A 16,006-nucleotide genomic window follows, 5' to 3' on the forward strand; every position below is an offset into this window, starting at 1 on the left:
TCAACCTCCATAAGGCGCGGTCCGGCGGCTTCAAGACTGTCGATGAGCCGGCCCGCAAATCGTCAGTTCCACACTACGTCGCCGCTCCTTACGAAGCGGCCGCGGACCGTTGCCCACGGTAGCCGTGGCGATGAACAACCAGCTAGCAGATCTCACTGGTTGCGTCAGATAGGCTCCCCGATCGTGGACGGTTACCTCGGCTCGTACGCCACCCTGGGGCTGCTGCTGCTCGCCGGAGTGCTGCTGTTCGTGGCCGCTTTCGGCGCGAACCGGCTGCTGCGCCCGGCCCACCCGGCCGAGCCGCCGGGCAAGCGGATCGCCTACGAGAGCGGCATCGACCCGGTCGGCGGCGACTGGGCGCAGGCCCAGATCCGGTATTACGTCTATGCGTACCTCTATGTGCTTTTCGCCGTGGAAGCCGTATTTCTCTTCCCGTGGGCGGTGATCTTCGACCGGCCGGGTTTCGGCGGCATGGCCATCGCCGAGATGGGCATCTTCGTAGCCGTGCTGGCCCTGGGCATCCTGTACGCCTGGCGCAAGAAGATCCTCACCTGGACCTGAGCGTCCGGATGGGTGGTGGGCTCGCCTACGGAATGCGGACATGTCAACATCGTGCGCATGGGTCAGCTTCTGCTCTTCATTGTCGTGGCACTGGTCGTCGCGACGATCGTCTTCGGCGTGACCGTTCTGTTGAGCGGGAGCGACCCCGGCCTGACCCCGGTCGAGCCCGACGGTCGCGCGGTTCCGCTGCCCAGCGACCGTCCCCTCGGTGAGGACGACATCTCCCGGACCAGGTTCGACTCCGTCTGGCGCGGCTACCGGATGGAGCAGGTGGACCAGGCGTTGCAGCGGGCGGCGTACGACATCGGCTACAAGGGCGAGCTGATCGGCGTGCTCGAGGCCGAGGTGGCCGCGCTGCGCGAGGGCCGCACCGAGGACGCCGACGCGCTGCGCAAGGCCCGGGAGGCCGCGATGGCCCCGGTCGCCGGACTGCCGCCGATCCCGGAGCCGCCGGTCATCCCGATGGACACCGGCCAGGAGCCGGTGGAGAAGCAATGAGCAGTGATTCGGGGGCCGGCCCAGGTAGCGGGCTCGGTGACGCCGCTCGGGCGGGTTCCGGCGAGTTCACCGCCAAGGTGATCGTCAACGCGCCCGCGTCCCGGGTCTTCGCCGCCTTCATGAACTGGGAGAAGCAGTCCGAGTGGATCCCGTTCACCCGGGTGCGGGTGGTCGAGGGCGACGGCGGCGAGGGCAGCCTGGTCGAGGCGATCACCGCGCTCGGCCCGGCGGTCCTGCGTGACGAGCTGCGGGTGGTCAAGGTCAACGAGCCGTACGAGGTCCGCGTCGTGCACTGCGGCAAGGTGCTGCGCGGCCCCGGTTCGATGCGGTGCACCGCGATGTCCGGCGACCGGACCCAGATCGTGCTGCACGAGTGGTTCCACCTGCCGCCCGGCGCGGTCGGCAAGATCGCCTGGCCGGTCCTCTGGCCGGGCTCCAAGATCGGCTTCACCGGGGCGCTCAAACGCTTCGCACGGCTCGTCGAGCAGGGGCGGCTACCGTGACCGACACCGGGCTGGTGATCGGCGCCGACGGGCAGCCTCGGTGCTTCTGGGCGGGCGGCTCACCGGACTACACGGCGTACCACGACGACGAGTGGGGCCGGCCGGTCCGCGGCGACGACGCCCTCTTCGAGCGGCTCACCCTGGAGGCCTTCCAGTCCGGCCTGTCCTGGATCACCATCCTGCGCAAGCGCCCGGCGTTCCGGGCCGCCTTCGACGGCTTCTCGATCGCCAAGATGGCCGGCTACACCGAGGCCGACGCCGAGCGCCTGATGGCCGACGCCGGGATCGTCCGCAACCGGATGAAGATCGACGCGGCGCTGCACAACGCCCGGGTGGCGGCCGAAATCGACCTGACGGAACTGCTCTGGTCCTTCGCGCCCGCGGGCCGGGACCGGCCGCGGACCCGCTCCGACGTCCCGGCGGTCACGCCCGAGTCCACCGCCATGGCCAAGGCGCTCAAGAAGCGCGGATTCAAGTTCGTCGGGCCCACCACGGCGTACGCGTTGATGCAGGCCACCGGCATGGTCGACGACCACCTCACGGACTGCTGGGTGCCCGTGATGAGATGAAGCCATGGCGCGATGGTCGGTAGTTCTTCCGGATGAGCAGTGGGCGACCGAGCGGTTGTTCCAGCACGATGTGGTGACCGTGGCGGGCGGCCCAGCCGAAGCCGCGGTCGGCGACGAGGTGCTGGTGGTCGCCGAACAGCAGGTCGTGGCGTTGGCCCGGGTGGAGAAGACCGACGGCGGTCTCGCGCTGTGGTACCTACGGCGGGCCTTCGACGAGCCGGTCCCGGCCGCTCTTTCGGAAGGCCCGATCGACGAGGCGACGTTCCGGCGGTTCGCCGAGCGCCTGGGCGGCCCGTCCGACCGGAAGCCGTGGCTGGTGAGCGTGGCCATGCCGATCGAGGCGGTGAACCCGGCCGAGGCGGTGCGCCAGTTCTGGTCGCACGTGCTGGAGCTGGGCCCGGCCGAGCTGCCCACCTACGTCTGGCCCTCCGGTGACGAACTGGCCATGCAGGCCTTCGTCCTCGGGGCCGAGGCGAACCAGGACCCCGAGGAAGAAGACGACGAGGACTAGCGTCCCTGGAATTCCGGGCGCTGCTTGTTCACGAAGGCGTTGACCGCGGCCGAGTGGTCCGCGGTCGCGCCGCAGATCGCCTGAGCCTGGGCCTCGGCCGCCAGGGCGTCGGACAGCGTGCCGGCCGTGGCGATGGACAGCTCACGCTTGATCGCGCCGTAGGCCACCGTGGGACCCGCCGCGAGCCGCGCGGCCAGCTCCTGGGCCGCCGGCAGCACCTTCTCGTCGTCGTCCAGCAGCTCGGTCAGCATCCCGATCCGGGACGCCTCCTCGGCCTTCACCGGCTTCGCGAGCAGCAGCAGCTCCACCGCCTTGGCGTGGCCCACGATCCGCGGCAGCGACCAGGAGATGCCGCTGTCCCCGGCCAGGCCCACGTTGGCGAAGGCCATCAGGAAGCTGGTCCGGGGGCCGCCGATGCGGAAGTCGGCGAGCAGGGCCAGTGAGGCGCCGGCCCCGGCGGCCATCCCGCCCACCGCGGCGATCACCGGCTTCGGCATGCTGGCCAGCCGCTGCGCGATCGGGTTGTAGTGCACCTGCACGGTGTTCAGGTCGGTCGCGCCCGACCGCAGCAGCGACGCGTGCTCCCGCAGGTCCTGGCCGCCGCAGAAGGCGCCGCCCGCGCCGGTCAGCACGATCGCCCGGCAGGACCGGTCGCCCTCCAGCTCGGCAAGGGTGTCCCGCAACGCCTCCTTGAGGTCGACGGTGAAGGAGTTCATCGCCTCGGGACGGTTGAGGGTCAGGGTGACTACCGCGTCAGTGCGGTCGACGAGGAGCGAGTCGTTCATGGGTTCGAGAATCCCACACGCGCTCCACGGGTGGCCGACTGCAGGCACCGTTCCACGTGCCGGTCGGCGGCCGGGCGCAGCCGGGTGGCGTGCTTGTCGAAGAATCCGGCGGCCTTGACGCCCGGCCAGCCCGGGGGCAGCAGCGCCGCGGGCAGTTGCGGGTCCTGGAAGAGGAACGACCGCCAGGCGTGCACCAGACGGAACCGGGCCGCGTACGCCTCCTCGTCGGTGCTACGTGGAGTGATCGCCTTCACTACGGGTAGTAGTGCTTCGACGAACTCCCGATACGACTGTCCGATGCGGGCGAGGTCCCAGGCCCGGTCCACGATCCCGGTGGCGTCCGCCGCGGGGCTCGCGCTGAAACGCTCGTAGCCCGCACCCGCCTCGGCCAGCAGCGCTTCGACCTCTTCGGAGGCCCGGGGCGCCACCCAGACCTGCTCGCTGAGCGGCCCGTAGCCCAGATAGGTGAGCCGGAGCGCGTCCCGCCGCGTGACCGGCTCGTGGAGCAGGATCATGTCGAAGCGACCGTCCCAGCCACCGCGACCGGTTCGGTACACCCGGGCGGCTGCCTCGTCGAGCCGCCGCGCGGCCTTCGGGGTGAGCAGATAACCCGGTCCGGCGGCCAGCCGGAGCGGATGCAACCAGCCCTGTCGCACCATTCGCGACACTGCGGTGCGGACCGCCGGAGCCGCGATGTCGAGCGGTGCCAGCAGCCGGACCAGCGCCGACACCGGGGCTCGGGAGCCGCGATCGCGCAGGTAGTCGCCGTACAGGTCGAAGAGTGCGGACCGCGCCTGCATGACCGCACATTGTGACAGCCCAAAAGACGATATGCTAGATGCTGTCACATCCGCCCGGGCTGGGTTTGGGTTCGCCGGTGTTCATCAGGGAAAATGTTTGATCGGCACGGTGGGCCGCAACGCGTGGAAACGTGAAACGGCCTGTACGGCCGCCGGTCGGAAACGAGCACCGCGTCGCGTGGGGCTGAGCACGTGACGGGGCTGCTGGCATTCCAGGAGCAAGTGGCTGTGGGGCAACCCACCGACCCTGACGTAGGTCTGAGGGGAGACAAGATGGCGGCGATGAAGCCGCGGACGGGCGATGGTCCGCTGGAGGTCACCAAGGAGGGTCGTGGCATCGTCATGCGCGTCCCGCTGGAAGGTGGTGGCCGTCTCGTCGTTGAGATGACTCCGGACGAGGCCAACGCGCTGGGTGACGCGTTGAAGTCGATCGCCGGCTGACGTTTCACGCGAGCCCGCCGGTACGGTACCGCCCGTACCGGCGGGCTTTCCACGTCTCAGGGAAAGGTCATCCTCCCGTGTTCACCATCCGATTGACCGACGTCTCCGACGACTCTCCGACCCGGGTCCTCCCGGTCGGCCCCGGCCTGGATCCTGAGATGTCCGCACTGGTCGCCGCGACCGAGGGCGCCGATACGGCGGGCCGGATCACGGTGTTCCCGCGCCCGCTGCGGCAGCCGTCCCGGGTCCTGCTGGCCGGCGTCGGCACCGGGGACGAGGCGGCCTGGCGTGCGGCCGGCGCCGCGATCGTGCGGGAGGCCGGCGACGACGAGATCCTGGAGGCGCTGCTTCCGGCGGACCTCGCTCCGAGCGCGCTGCGCGGCCTGGCCGAGGGCCTCTGGCTGGGCGGCTATCGCTATCGCGATGCCGTCAAGGCGCCCCGGTCCGGCGAGGTGCGGCTCGTTCTCGACGACCCTTCGGCGTACGCGGAGAGCCTGGCGGCCGCGACCGTGACCGCCGAGGCCACCTGGCTCGCCCGGGACCTGACCAACGCACCGTCGTCGGTGAAGAACCCGGAGTGGTTCGCTGGCCAGATCGTGGCCGAGGCCGCGCGCCGTCCCGGCCTGACCGTAACCGTCCGGGCCGGCGACGAGCTGGAGCGGTTCGGTGGTCTGCTGGCCGTCGGCGGCGGTTCGGTGTCGCCGCCGCGCTTCGTCGAGATGTCCTGGCAGCCGCCCGGCGCCACCACCCACGTGGTCCTGGTCGGCAAGGGCATCACCTTCGACACCGGCGGCATCTCGATCAAGCCGCGGGACAGCATGAAGCTGATGAAGAAGGACATGGGCGGCGCGGCCGCGGTGGTCGCCGCCACCCTGGGGGCCGCCGACCTGAACCTGCCGGTGCGGATCACCACGCTGGTGCCGCTCGCCGAGAACGCGATCGGCGGCGCCGCCTTCCGTCCCGGCGACGTGATCACCCACTACGACGGCTCGACCACCGAGAACACGAACTCCGACGCCGAGGGCCGTCTCGTGCTGGCCGACGCCCTGGCGTACGCGGCCGCCGAGCTCAGCCCGGACCTGGTGATCGACCTGGCCACCCTGACCGGGGCGAACGCCGTGGCGCTCGGCAAGCGCACGGCCGCCCTGATCAGCCCGGACGAGGAGCTGGTCACGGCGCTGACCGCGGCCGGCGAGGCGGCGGGCGAGCGGATGTGGCGGCTGCCGCTCGCCGACGACTACGTCGAGCACCAGAGCAGCGACATCGCCGACCGGATCAACGCGGGCCCCGGACCCGGCGTGATCACGGCCGCGCTGTTCCTGCGTGACTTCTACGGCCCGGTCCGCTGGGCGCACTTCGACATGTCCGCGCCGAGCTGGGCCGAGGCCGCCGATGCGGAACTGACCAAGGGCGCCACCGGCTGGGGCGCCCGCACATTGCTTTATTACCTCGCTTCGCTCGGCGGGGATACGCCCTTTTGAGTTGCTGGCGAGGGCTCCGAAAACGGCTAGGCGAAGCCGTGGTCGTTTTCGGAGCCCTCGCCAGCAACGGGCGTATCCCGGCTGCGCTACCTGTCAGCGCTTGACGGCGGTCAGAAGACCGGCGCCTGACGGGATCACCGCGGGGATCCAGTCCTCGGACTCACGGATCGCCTTGACCGTCTCCCGGATGGTCAGGGTGTCCACGTCCCGGGCGGACGGGTCGCTGATCCGCCCGCCCGCGTGCGCCCCGTTCACGATCAGCACCCCGCCCGGCCGGAGCAGGCGCAGGGCGGCCTCGGTGCAGGCGGCGAACTCGGTGGTGTCGGCGTCCACGAAGATCAGGTCGTAGACGCCGTCGGCCAGCCGGGGCAGCACGTTCAGGGCACGGCCGCTGATGATCCGGGTACGGGAGGACGCGTACCCCGCCTCCAGGAAGATCCGCCGGGCGATCCGCTGGTGCTCGTGCTCGACGTCGATGGTGGTGAGCACCCCGTCCGGGCGCATGCCACGGAGCAGCCAGATGCCGCTCACGCCCGTACCGGTGCCGATCTCGACCACCGCCTTGGCGCTGCCCGCCGCGGCCAGCAGGCGCAGCACGGAGCCGGCGCCGGGGGAGACACAGGGCAGGCCGAGCTCGTGTGCCAGGGCACGCGCGGTCTGCAGGACCGGGTCCTCGGTGGCGTAGGTCTCGGCGAACGGCGTCGATTGCGCCGCCGGCTGACCGAATGAACGAGCGGGACCGATGATGACGACCTCCGTACGAGCGTTTGTGATGCCCGCGGCGGAACCACGCACATCGGATAAGAGAGTAGAGCGATGTTCTCCGGTGACGCACTGCGCCGTCGATGGATAAAGGGGGTCACCCGGCTCGGGCGGACCCGTGGCAAGGTGGGTACCGGCGGATACGTGTCATCCTGGAGAGCGCGGATCCGGGCGAGCGGATGGAGGCACCGACGTGACCGACGGCTGGAACTGGCGCCGGCCACCGACGCCGCCTGCCCACGGCGCCCCGCAGTCCACGACTCCCGGCCGGTCCTCCGGGCCCGAGCCAGACTCGCCCTGGTGGTCCGGCACGACGACCGACCCGTGGCGTGATCCGTACGCTCCGTCAGCGGTGGTCCTGCCCACCCCATTGGCCGGCGGAGGGGCCCCGGAGCCGGTCTCCGATCCCGACGCGCCCCGCCGATCATGGGCGCCGATCATCGTGATCTGCCTGGTCACCGCCCTGCTGGCGGGTGGCATCGGCGGCACGCTCGGGTTCGTCTTCGCGGTTCGCGGCGGGTATGCCGCGAGCGGCGGGACCCAGCTCGGCGCGTCCGGCGGGCAGATCCCGGAAAATACGCAGCGTGCACCCGAGTCCCTCGCCGGAGTGGCCGAGCGGGTCATGCCGAGCGTCGTCACGGTCCGGGTCAGCGGGGCGATCGGCTCCGGTTTCGTGGTGTCCACGGACGGTTACGTGATCACCAACGACCACGTGGTCGAGGGCGCCGACGAGAGCTTGTCGGTCTCCTTCCACGACGGCTCCACGGCCACCGCGAAACTGATCGGCCGCGACCCGGAGTCCGATGTCGCAGTGATCAAAGTCGCAAAGAGCGGCCTCACGCCGGTCTCGCTCGGCAACTCCGACGACATCGCGGTCGGGGACCCGGTGCTCGCCTTCGGTTCGCCCCTCGCGCTCGTCAACACGGTCACCCAGGGCATCGTGAGCGCCCTGGACCGGCCCATCCAGGCCGGCGAGGGTGGCACCACCCGCTACTACGCGGCCATCCAGACCGACGCCGCGGTCAACCAGGGCAACTCCGGCGGGCCGCTGGTCAACGCGGGCGGCCAGGTGGTCGGGGTCAACTCGGTGATCCGCTCGGTCGGTGGCGCCGACACCGAGGCCGGCAACATCGGCCTCGCCTTCGCCATCCCGATCAATCAGGCCAAACGGGTGGCCGAGGACATCATCGACACTGGGAAGGCCCGGCGGACGGTCATCGGCGCCGAGGTGATCACCGGGGAGACGGTGGCCGGCGCCCGGCTGCGCGGGGTGGAGTCGGCCGGCCCGGCGGCGACGGCCGGTCTGCGTGCCGGCGACGTCATCACCAAGCTCGACGGGCATCCGCTCGAGGAGGGCACCGACCTGATCGCGCTGGTCCGCAAGTACGCGCCCGGTTCCACGGTCGCGGTCGAGTACCGCCGCGGCACCAAGACCGCGTCGGTCTCGGTGACCCTCGCCGCGGACACCAACTGACAGTCAGGTCCCATCCGGGTGGGCTGTGCTTGCACAGGGAGCGTGCGTAGTCTTGGCGCGGGACGCTGGGGAGGCCGGACGTGTTCGAGAATCTGAACTGGTGGGAGATCGGCGCGCTGCTCATGCTCGCGCTGTTGATCTTCGGTGAGCGCCTGCCCAAGGTGCTCGGGGACGGTCTGAAGATGCTGCGCGGGCTGCGCAACATGGCTCAGGGCGCGACCGCTGACCTGAGCCGTGAGCTGGGCACCGACATCCAGCTCGAGGACCTGCACCCGAAGGCGTTCATCCGCAAGCACCTGCTCAGCGAGGAGGACGAACAGGCGCTGCGCAAGCCGTTGCAGAGCCTCTTCGACGACGTGAAGCAGGACCTCAACGGGGTCAAGTCGGAGCTCTCCGACGTCGCCTCGGCGGCCGACTTCAAGAGCACCCCGAAAACGACCGCGCCGGCCGAGGCTCCTCGACCGGCGCAGCAGCGTTACGACCTCGACGCGACCTGAGGTCTAGCCCCGCCCGCAATTCGCCGCCGGTGAGATGGCAAGCGGTTTTGCGACGCCCGCGGGGTTTGCGGGTGGCGGAAAACCGCCTGCCGTCTCAGCGGTTACAAGGCGAATTGCCGCGGAGCGAAGCGGAGCCAGTTATTTTGTGTTGACCATGAGGCCCAAGGGCTTGCCGACCAGGGACTCGCGGCGGACGGCCAGCTTGTCGGCCACGCCGTCGAGGGCCTTGGCGGCCGGGGCGTCCGGCTCGGCCAGCACGATCGGGGTGCCGCCGTCGCCGGCCTCACGGACCCGGGTGTCCAGCGGGATCTGACCGAGCAGCTCGACCCGGGCGCCGATGGTGGTGCTCAGCGAATCGGCCACGGTCTGGCCGCCGCCCGCGCCGAAGACCTCCATGCGGGAGCCGTCCGGCAGCTCCAGCCACGACATGTTCTCCACCACGCCGACCAGGCGCTGATGGGTCTGCAGGGCGATCGCCCCGGCCCGCTCGGCCACCTCGGCGGCGGCCATCTGCGGGGTGGTGACGACCAGGATCTCCGCGTTCGGCAGGAGCTGGGCCAGCGAGATGGCCACGTCACCGGTGCCCGGCGGCAGGTCGAGCAGCAGCACGTCCAGGTCGCCCCAGTAGACGTCGGCGAGGAACTGCTGCAGGGCGCGGTGCAGCATCGGGCCACGCCAGACCACCGCGGCGTTGCCGGAGGTGAACATGCCGATCGAGATGACCTTCACACCGTGCGACTGCGGCGGCATGATCATTTCCTCGACCCGGGTCGGGCGGCTCTCCACACCGAGCATCCGCGGCACCGAGTGGCCGTAGATGTCCGCGTCGATCACGCCGACCGACAGGCCCCGCTTGGCCAGGGCCGCGGCCAGGTTCACGGTGACGCTCGACTTGCCGACGCCGCCCTTTCCACTGGCGACCGCGTACACCCGGGTCCGGGAGCCCGGCTGAGCGAAGGGAATGACCGGTTCCTCCGAAGCGCCACCACCACGCAGCGTGGTCTGCAGCGCCTTGCGCTGCTCGTCGGTCATCACCCCGAAATTGATCTCGACCCGGTCGATGCCGGGGATCTTCGTGAGGGCGGCGGTGATGTCGTTGTTCAGCTTGTCCCGCAGCGGGCAGCCGGCGACGGTGAGCAGCAGATCGACCTTGACCAGGCCGTCGCTCACGGTGAAGCCCGAGACCATGCCGAGGTCGGTGATCGGGCGGCGGATCTCGGGGTCGTCCACGGTCGCCAGAGCGGCCTGGATCGCGTCCTCGAGCGTGTTGGCGGGAGCGGACATGCAGCCCATGCTACGTCGAGGTCAGAGCCGCTCTTCCTGAGGTGAGACTCACTCCATACGGCGCTTCTCACGGCGCATCGCGGCCTCGTCGAGCTCGTCCGCGAGACGGCTCAGCTCCGACCGCAGGAAGTCCCGGGTCGCGACGTCACCCAGGGCGATCCGCAGCGCGGCGATCTCGCGGGCCAGGAACTCGGTGTCCGCCTTCTGCATCGCCGCCCGCCGCCGGTCCTCCTCCATGGCGAGCCGGTCGCGGTCGGCCTGCCGGTTCTGCGCCAGGAGGATCAACGGCGCGGCGTACGACGCCTGGAGCGACAGGATCAGGGTGAGGAAGGTGAACGTGTACGGGTCGAAGCGCAGATCATCCGGCGCCAGCGTGTTCCACGCGAACCAGGCGGCGATCACCACCGTCATGTAGACGATGAACTTCGCCGTGCCCATGTACCGCGCGATGCTCTCCGACCAGCGGCCGAACGCCTCCGGGTCGAACCGGGGCAACTGCATCCGCCCCGGGTCGCGTGGCCGGTCCAGCCCCCGCCTGTTGTCGCTCACGGGATCACCTGCTCGTCCACGTGCGCGTCGTGTTCCCGCCAGTCGCGCGGCAGCAGGTGGTCCAGCACGTCGTCGACGGTCACCGCGCCGAGCAGCCGGTACGTCGAGTCCACCACCGGCATGGCCACCAGGTCGTACGTCGCCATCCGCCGGGTGATCTCGGCCAGCCCGGTCTCGGTCCGTAACGGCTCGATGCCGCTGTCCACCAGCCCGCCCACGATCGCGGCCGGCGGCTCCCGCAGCAGTCGCTGGAAGTGCACCACGCCCAGGTACTTACCCGTCGGCGTGGCCATCGGCGCCCGGGCCACGAAAACCTGCGCGGCGACCACCGGTGACAGTTCGGCGTTGCGGATCCGGGCGAGCGCCTCGGCGACCGTGGCGTCCGGGGTGAGGATCACCGGCTCCGAGGTCATCACACTGCCCGCGGTGCCCGCCTGGTAGCTCATCAGCTGCCGGACCGGTGCGGCCTCCTCCGGCTCCATGAGGTCGAGCAGCACCGTCTGCTCGGTGTGCGGCAGTTCGGCGAGCAGGTCGGCCGCGTCGTCCGGGTCCATCCGCTCGAGCACGTCGGCGGCTCGTTCCCGCTCCAGCGCGACCAGGATCTCCACCTGGTCGTGCTCGGGCAGCTCCTCCAACACGTCGGCCAGCCGCCGGTCGTCCAGGGCGGCGGCCACCTCGTTGCGGCGGGCGTCCGGCAGGTGTTGCAGCGCGTTCGCCATGTCGGCGGGGCGCATCTGGTCCAGCACGGCCATCAGGTTCGCGGTCCCCTGGGTGTCGGTGGGGCCGACCAGGCCACGGACCCGGTCGTACTCGGCCTGGTAGACGTGCCCGCGCCGGGCCAGCCGCCCGGTCAGCTCCCGGACCGCGATCCGCGTGACGATCCACTCGGTGTTCCGGTTCAGGTCCATCCCGACGTCGACCACGATCCCGTGGTGGACGGGGCCCTCACCGTGCTCCGGCACCACGGTCACCCGGCGGTCCAGCAGATCCTCAAGGATCAGCAGCTCGTTCGGCCGCTTCTCGAACCGGCGCAGGTTGAGGGTGCCCGTGCTGAGCACCACCGCCTCCGCGTCCATGCTGGTGACCCGGCCGATCGGCAGGAAGATGCGCCGCCGCAGCGCCATCTCGGCGACCAGGCCGACGATCTGCGGCGGTCGGTTGGTGGTGCGCAGGCGGACGACCGCGTCGCGGACCCGCCCCACCCGGTCGCCGTTGGGGTCGAACACCGGCAGGCCGGCGAGGCGAGCCAGATAAATCCGCGTCCCCATGGTCACGACCCCAGCCTAGGTTAGGGTCCGGACATGTCCACCTTGGCGTACGAGATCGTCGACGTGTTCACTGATCGGCCGTTCGCCGGAAATCCACTCGCCGTGGTGTTCGGTGGCGCACGGCTCGCGACCGCCCAGATGCAGGCCCTGGCCCGGGAGTTCAACCTCTCCGAGACGGTGTTCCCGCTGCCCCCGTCGGCGCCCGGGGCCACGTACCGGGCCCGCATCTTCACCCCGGAGGGCGAGATCCCGTTCGCCGGCCATCCCTCCGTCGGGGTGGCGGTCACCGCGATGCGCCGGGGCATGTTCCGGGCCGGTGCGGTGATCCAGGAGTGCGGCGCCGGCCTGTTGCCGATCACCGTGACGGCCGCGGGCACGGCCACGCTCACCGGCGCCGAACCCCGGCTCGGCGCGCCTCTCGATCCGGCGCCGTTGCTCGCGGCGGTCGGCCTGACGGCCTCCGACTACGCCGGTGACGATCTCGCTGCCCCACGTTCCGCCGGGTGCGGCCTGGACTGGGTGCTTCTTCCGGTACGCCGGGAAGCGCTCGCCCGTGCCCGGGTCGACGTGGCGGCGGCGGAACGGGCCGGGGTCACCGACATCAGCGTCTTCTCCTGGGCGGACGGCGAGGCGCACGCCCGCGTCTTCGTGGCCGGCGGCGCCGTTCCCGAGGACCCGGCGACCGGCTCGGCGGCGCTGGCCCTCGGCGTGTGGCTGGTGGCGGCGGGCCGGGTGCCCGGCGAGGGCGTCTCGTCCTACCGCATCCACCAGGGCGTGGAGATGAAGCGCCCGTCCCGCCTGGAGTGCACGGTCACGGCCTCCGGCGGCGCCGCCGTCTCCGCCACGGTCACCGGCCACGTCTGGCCGGTCGCCTCAGGCGAGATAGCCGTCCCACCCTTCATCGGGTAATGAGCCTGACCCGGTGGACCGTGCGGCGTCAGCCGCCCGGTCAGGTTTCTTCACCCGGTGCAGGCGGAAGGGGCGGCGGGTCTCGACCCGGGCCGGGGTCTCGCGGGGCGGCGCGGCCTGCGATTCGGCCGGGAGATCGGCGGCCCCGGTCGTCGCGTCGGCGGCCGGGGTGAGGCGGACCAGCGCGCAGCCGTCGGCCGCCCAGCGGGCCACCACCTCCTCGGCCGTGCCGGAGGCGTTGAGGCGCTTGCCGGCCAGTTGCGGGGCGATCTCGTCCCACTCCGCGGAGCCCGGGTCCAGCCGGGACACCTCGGCCTCGACCTGCACGATCAGGCCGCCGTGGTCGCCGCGGAGCCGCACCGTCGCCCGCTGAGCCTCGGCCAGCCCCGGCGCGAACTGCTCACCCGGCCCGCTCACCACGGCCAGCGAGGACTCCACCGGCATGCACCAGAGCGCGTAGGCCGGCCCGTCACCCACCGAGATCCAGGCGATCGCGGCCTTCTTGATCGCCTCTTCCAGCACGCCAGAGCTCACCGAGCCATCCTCCCACGCCGCGTCAGACCAGTACGGGCACCGAGTCGAGCAGTGTCAGGACCTCGGTGAGCGACCGGACCGTACGCCCCGCGAAGTTGGTGTCCGCGTCGAAGACCAGATGGTTGGCGAGGTCGGGGGCGGCCAGCCGGACCGGTGTCATGCCGACCGCCGCCGCCCCGGTCAGCTCGTGGCTTCCGCCGTCGCCGACGTACAGGCAGTCCTCCGGGGCGACTCCGAGGGCGTCGCAGGCGGCCAGGTAGATCTCCGGGTCGGGCTTGCACACGCCGATCTCGACCGAGTAGATCTGGGCGTCCAGCAGCGGCGCGACCGGCAGGCCGGGCAGGAAGGCGGGGAGTTCGTGGGTGCAGTCGCTGACCACCGCGGTGCGTACCCCGCGCCGGCGGACGGCATCGAGGGCGCTCACCGCGTCCGGCCGCAGCTGGGTGTCGGCGCGCAGCGCGTCGACCCGGGCCGGCACCCCGGCGCGGATGGCACCCGGGTGCGGATGGCCACCGGCCTGCTCGATCACCCAGCGGAGGGTGGCTTCGGCGGAGCCGTAACGGCCGCAGGCCCGGGCCCGGAAGGTGCGGTTCAGGACGCCGACCACGGCATCCGGGTCGGCGCCGAGCGACCGGGCGATGGCGGCGTGCTGGGGGCCGCGCTGGACAGACCGGGTCAAAGTGCCAAAGAAGTCAAACACGACCGCACGGTAGGCGGGCATGCGAATCGGCCTCCAGGACATGGGGGGCGGAAACAGGGAGTGAACCGCCGGTGACTGTATCGACTCCGTCACTGTCCGCCAATAGACAGTGGAAAACTCGCCAGGACGACCGCGCAAGAAGCGACGGCCGGGGATGAATATGCGCTCACCAGGTCAACCGGCGAGCCTGATCTTGGCACTGACCGTGGCGGTGCTGGCCGTTTCCTCGTCGGCCCCGTTGATCGCCTTCGCGGCCGCGCCGGCCCTCGCCATCGCGTTCTGGCGCAACAGCCTCGCGGCGCTCGTGCTCACCCCGATCACGCTCGGTCCGCGCCGGGCCGAGGTGCGCCGGGCCGCCGGTGGCCCGGCCGGGATCCTCTGCGTGCTCGCCGGCCTGGCGCTGGCCCTGCACTTCGCGACCTGGATGCCGAGCGTGCAGCTCGGGTCGGTGGCCACCGCGACCGCGCTGGTCGCCACCCAGCCGGTCTGGCAGGGCCTGATCGCGGCGGTGCAGGGCCGGCGGCCGTCGGTGGCCGGGTGGACCGGTATCGGGCTGGCGGTGGCCGGTGCCGCCTGGGCCACCGGAGCCGACGTCGGGGTGTCCGGGCAGGCCGTCCTCGCCGACGTGCTGGCACTGCTCGGGGCGGTCGCGGCGGCCGTCTACACGGCCCTCGGCGAGCGGGCCCGGATCCGGCTGAGCACCACCACGTACACCTGGATCTGTTACGGCACGTGCGCCGTCGTGCTGCTCGCCGTCTGCCTGCTCTTCGGTGTCGACCTGACCGGGTACGACGGCCGCACCTGGGCGGCGATCCTGGCCATCGTGGCGGGCGCCCAGTTGCTGGGGCACTCGATGTTCAACTACGCGCTCCAGCACACGTCGGCCACCACGGTCAGCGTCCTGATCCTGCTGGAGGTGCCGGGCGCGGCCCTTCTCGCCTGGTGGTGGCTCGGGCAGGTGCCGCGGGCGGGCTCCCTGCCGGGGCTGGCGCTGCTGCTGACCGGAGTCGCGGTGTTTCTCGTGGGCGCGGCCCGGGCGGTCCGTACCGAATCTCTTTCCAGCTAAATATGGGCTGATTGCAACCTTCATCCGATTCAGTACTTGAAGCTCGGTCGTTGGCCCCGCCGAAGCCCCTCCTCCCTCGGCGGCCGCGGCCGCCCCTGGCGGATGGTGGCCGGAACGCGATAGTGAAGGGGGATGCGATGCATTGCGATCGGCTGGTCCGGCTCCTGCTCGCCGGGGCGCTCCTCATGACCGCGCCCGGCTGTGGCGAGATCGATGGCGGTGACCCGCGGGAGCAGTCCGGGCCGACCGGGGGCTGGCGCACGGCGGGTTGCCAGTTCAGCCGTCCGGCGCAGTTCAGCACGGTCGGCGGGCGGAGCATGCCGGTCACTCCGCAGCGGCTCGCCGCCGCCATCGAGCGGATCGACCGCGGCGGGCGTGAGCGGTTCGCCGACAGCTTCGCGGGGCTCGAGGTCGATCAGCTTCGGGTACGGGCGATCGTGTACCGCGTACCGTCGGAGGTTTTCGACGACTTCATCCGGGAGAGCGCCGAGGACACCTGCGTCGTGGTGCGCGACGCGGCGCACGCCGTCGCCGAGCTCACCCACTGGCACGACCGCGTGGTGGCCGAGCTGCCGTACTGGGACTCCCGCGGCATCCGGATCGTGACCGTGGGCAGCCGGCACGACGGCATGGGCGTGGAGATCGGCACCCGCGACATCGACCGGATCCGCCGGGAGTTCCCGGCCCGCTACGGAGCGGACGCGCCCCTGGTGTTCGTCGAGGAGAACCCGGTGCGCCCGCTCACCCCCCGGATCCGGTGACTGATCTTTTCGGGTCCTGTCGGAAAGCCGTCACTACCAGGGCGGATGCGATG

General features: G+C 71.2%; 19 protein-coding genes and 1 pseudogene. 12 read left to right on the forward strand and 8 right to left on the reverse strand.

Annotation, left to right across the window (positions count from 1 at the left end; genetic code table 11):
• Window positions 1–183: 183 nt before the first annotated feature.
• The 5 genes and pseudogenes from ndhC to IEZ13_RS13720 all read left to right on the forward strand — a co-directional run bounded on the left by ndhC (window position 184) and on the right by IEZ13_RS13720 (window position 2,642).
• A complete protein-coding gene (gene ndhC / locus IEZ13_RS13700) occupies window positions 184–561 on the forward strand; it encodes an NADH-quinone oxidoreductase subunit A (protein ID WP_183222544.1) in 378 nt (125 codons plus the stop codon).
• Window positions 562–618: 57 nt separating this feature from the next.
• Window positions 619–990, forward strand: a pseudogene (locus IEZ13_RS13705) (DivIVA domain-containing protein); the annotation flags it as partial.
• Window positions 991–1,055: 65 nt separating this feature from the next.
• Complete coding sequence (locus tag IEZ13_RS13710) at window positions 1,056–1,562, forward strand: SRPBCC family protein (protein WP_183222546.1); 507 nt, start codon at window positions 1,056–1,058, stop codon at window positions 1,560–1,562.
• A complete protein-coding gene (locus tag IEZ13_RS13715; RefSeq protein ID WP_275408365.1) occupies window positions 1,559–2,131 on the forward strand; it encodes a DNA-3-methyladenine glycosylase I in 573 nt (190 codons plus the stop codon). The genes IEZ13_RS13710 and IEZ13_RS13715 overlap by 4 nt, the downstream gene beginning before the upstream one ends.
• Before the next feature lie 4 nt (window positions 2,132–2,135).
• The gene (locus tag IEZ13_RS13720) at window positions 2,136–2,642 is read left to right on the forward strand and encodes a hypothetical protein (protein WP_183222547.1); all 507 of its coding nucleotides are present in this window, start codon (window positions 2,136–2,138) and stop codon (window positions 2,640–2,642) included.
• Here the strand turns inward: IEZ13_RS13720 and IEZ13_RS13725 are convergent.
• A complete protein-coding gene (locus tag IEZ13_RS13725) occupies window positions 2,639–3,427 on the reverse strand; it encodes an enoyl-CoA hydratase-related protein (RefSeq protein ID WP_183222548.1) in 789 nt (262 codons plus the stop codon). The genes IEZ13_RS13720 and IEZ13_RS13725 overlap by 4 nt on opposite strands.
• Complete coding sequence (locus tag IEZ13_RS13730; RefSeq protein WP_183222549.1) at window positions 3,424–4,227, reverse strand: PaaX family transcriptional regulator; 804 nt, start codon at window positions 4,225–4,227, stop codon at window positions 3,424–3,426. The genes IEZ13_RS13725 and IEZ13_RS13730 overlap by 4 nt, the downstream gene beginning before the upstream one ends.
• Before the next feature lie 273 nt (window positions 4,228–4,500).
• On the opposite strand from IEZ13_RS13730, the gene IEZ13_RS13735 reads away from it, so the two are divergent.
• Complete coding sequence (locus tag IEZ13_RS13735) at window positions 4,501–4,668, forward strand: DUF3117 domain-containing protein (RefSeq protein ID WP_014447667.1); 168 nt, start codon at window positions 4,501–4,503, stop codon at window positions 4,666–4,668.
• 158 nt (window positions 4,669–4,826) lie between these two features.
• Complete coding sequence (locus IEZ13_RS13740; protein ID WP_183222759.1) at window positions 4,827–6,149, forward strand: M17 family metallopeptidase; 1,323 nt, start codon at window positions 4,827–4,829, stop codon at window positions 6,147–6,149.
• A gap of 93 nt (window positions 6,150–6,242) precedes the next feature.
• Here the strand turns inward: IEZ13_RS13740 and IEZ13_RS13745 are convergent, their stop codons facing one another.
• Window positions 6,243–6,812 (reverse strand): O-methyltransferase, encoded by a 570-nt coding sequence (locus IEZ13_RS13745; protein ID WP_183222760.1) that lies wholly within the window; start codon window positions 6,810–6,812, stop codon window positions 6,243–6,245.
• 292 nt (window positions 6,813–7,104) lie between these two features.
• Between IEZ13_RS13745 and IEZ13_RS13750 the strand changes: the two genes are divergently transcribed.
• Window positions 7,105–8,385 carry a S1C family serine protease gene (locus tag IEZ13_RS13750; RefSeq protein WP_183222550.1) on the forward strand — a complete coding sequence of 427 codons (1,281 nt, stop codon included), beginning with the start codon at window positions 7,105–7,107 and terminating at the stop codon, window positions 8,383–8,385.
• Between the two features lie 80 nt (window positions 8,386–8,465).
• On the forward strand, window positions 8,466–8,882 hold the full coding sequence (locus IEZ13_RS13755; protein WP_183222551.1) for a twin-arginine translocase TatA/TatE family subunit: 417 nt from the start codon (window positions 8,466–8,468) through the stop codon (window positions 8,880–8,882).
• 138 nt (window positions 8,883–9,020) lie between these two features.
• Here IEZ13_RS13755 and IEZ13_RS13760 read toward each other — a convergent pair whose 3' ends face one another.
• The 3 genes from IEZ13_RS13760 to IEZ13_RS13770 are packed head-to-tail and all read right to left on the reverse strand — an operon-like array spanning window position 9,021 to window position 11,983.
• A complete protein-coding gene (locus IEZ13_RS13760; RefSeq protein ID WP_183222552.1) occupies window positions 9,021–10,166 on the reverse strand; it encodes an Mrp/NBP35 family ATP-binding protein in 1,146 nt (381 codons plus the stop codon).
• Window positions 10,167–10,214: 48 nt separating this feature from the next.
• The gene (locus IEZ13_RS13765; protein WP_183222761.1) at window positions 10,215–10,667 is read right to left on the reverse strand and encodes a DUF1003 domain-containing protein; all 453 of its coding nucleotides are present in this window, start codon (window positions 10,665–10,667) and stop codon (window positions 10,215–10,217) included.
• Window positions 10,668–10,711: 44 nt separating this feature from the next.
• Window positions 10,712–11,983, reverse strand: coding sequence for a magnesium transporter MgtE N-terminal domain-containing protein (locus IEZ13_RS13770; protein ID WP_221245726.1), 1,272 nt, complete (start codon window positions 11,981–11,983; stop codon window positions 10,712–10,714).
• 33 nt (window positions 11,984–12,016) lie between these two features.
• Between IEZ13_RS13770 and IEZ13_RS13775 the strand changes: the two genes are divergently transcribed.
• Window positions 12,017–12,892, forward strand: coding sequence for a PhzF family phenazine biosynthesis protein (locus tag IEZ13_RS13775; RefSeq protein ID WP_183222554.1), 876 nt, complete (start codon window positions 12,017–12,019; stop codon window positions 12,890–12,892).
• Here IEZ13_RS13775 and IEZ13_RS13780 read toward each other — a convergent pair.
• Window positions 12,857–13,426, reverse strand: a complete 570-nt coding sequence (locus IEZ13_RS13780; protein WP_229794675.1) for a hypothetical protein — start codon at window positions 13,424–13,426, stop codon at window positions 12,857–12,859. The genes IEZ13_RS13775 and IEZ13_RS13780 overlap by 36 nt on opposite strands.
• A gap of 22 nt (window positions 13,427–13,448) precedes the next feature.
• The gene (locus IEZ13_RS13785; protein ID WP_183222555.1) at window positions 13,449–14,147 is read right to left on the reverse strand and encodes an HAD family hydrolase; all 699 of its coding nucleotides are present in this window, start codon (window positions 14,145–14,147) and stop codon (window positions 13,449–13,451) included.
• Window positions 14,148–14,280: 133 nt separating this feature from the next.
• On the opposite strand from IEZ13_RS13785, the gene IEZ13_RS13790 reads away from it, so the two are divergent.
• Both IEZ13_RS13790 and IEZ13_RS13795 read left to right on the forward strand, forming a co-directional pair.
• Window positions 14,281–15,192 carry a DMT family transporter gene (locus IEZ13_RS13790; protein ID WP_183222556.1) on the forward strand — a complete coding sequence of 304 codons (912 nt, stop codon included), beginning with the start codon at window positions 14,281–14,283 and terminating at the stop codon, window positions 15,190–15,192.
• Between the two features lie 137 nt (window positions 15,193–15,329).
• Window positions 15,330–15,953, forward strand: a complete 624-nt coding sequence (locus IEZ13_RS13795; protein ID WP_183222557.1) for a hypothetical protein — start codon at window positions 15,330–15,332, stop codon at window positions 15,951–15,953.
• The last annotated feature ends 53 nt before the right edge of the window (window positions 15,954–16,006 follow it).

Source organism: Actinoplanes campanulatus (assembly GCF_014647795.1).
Taxonomy (GTDB): Bacteria; Actinomycetota; Actinomycetes; order Mycobacteriales; family Micromonosporaceae; genus Actinoplanes; species Actinoplanes campanulatus.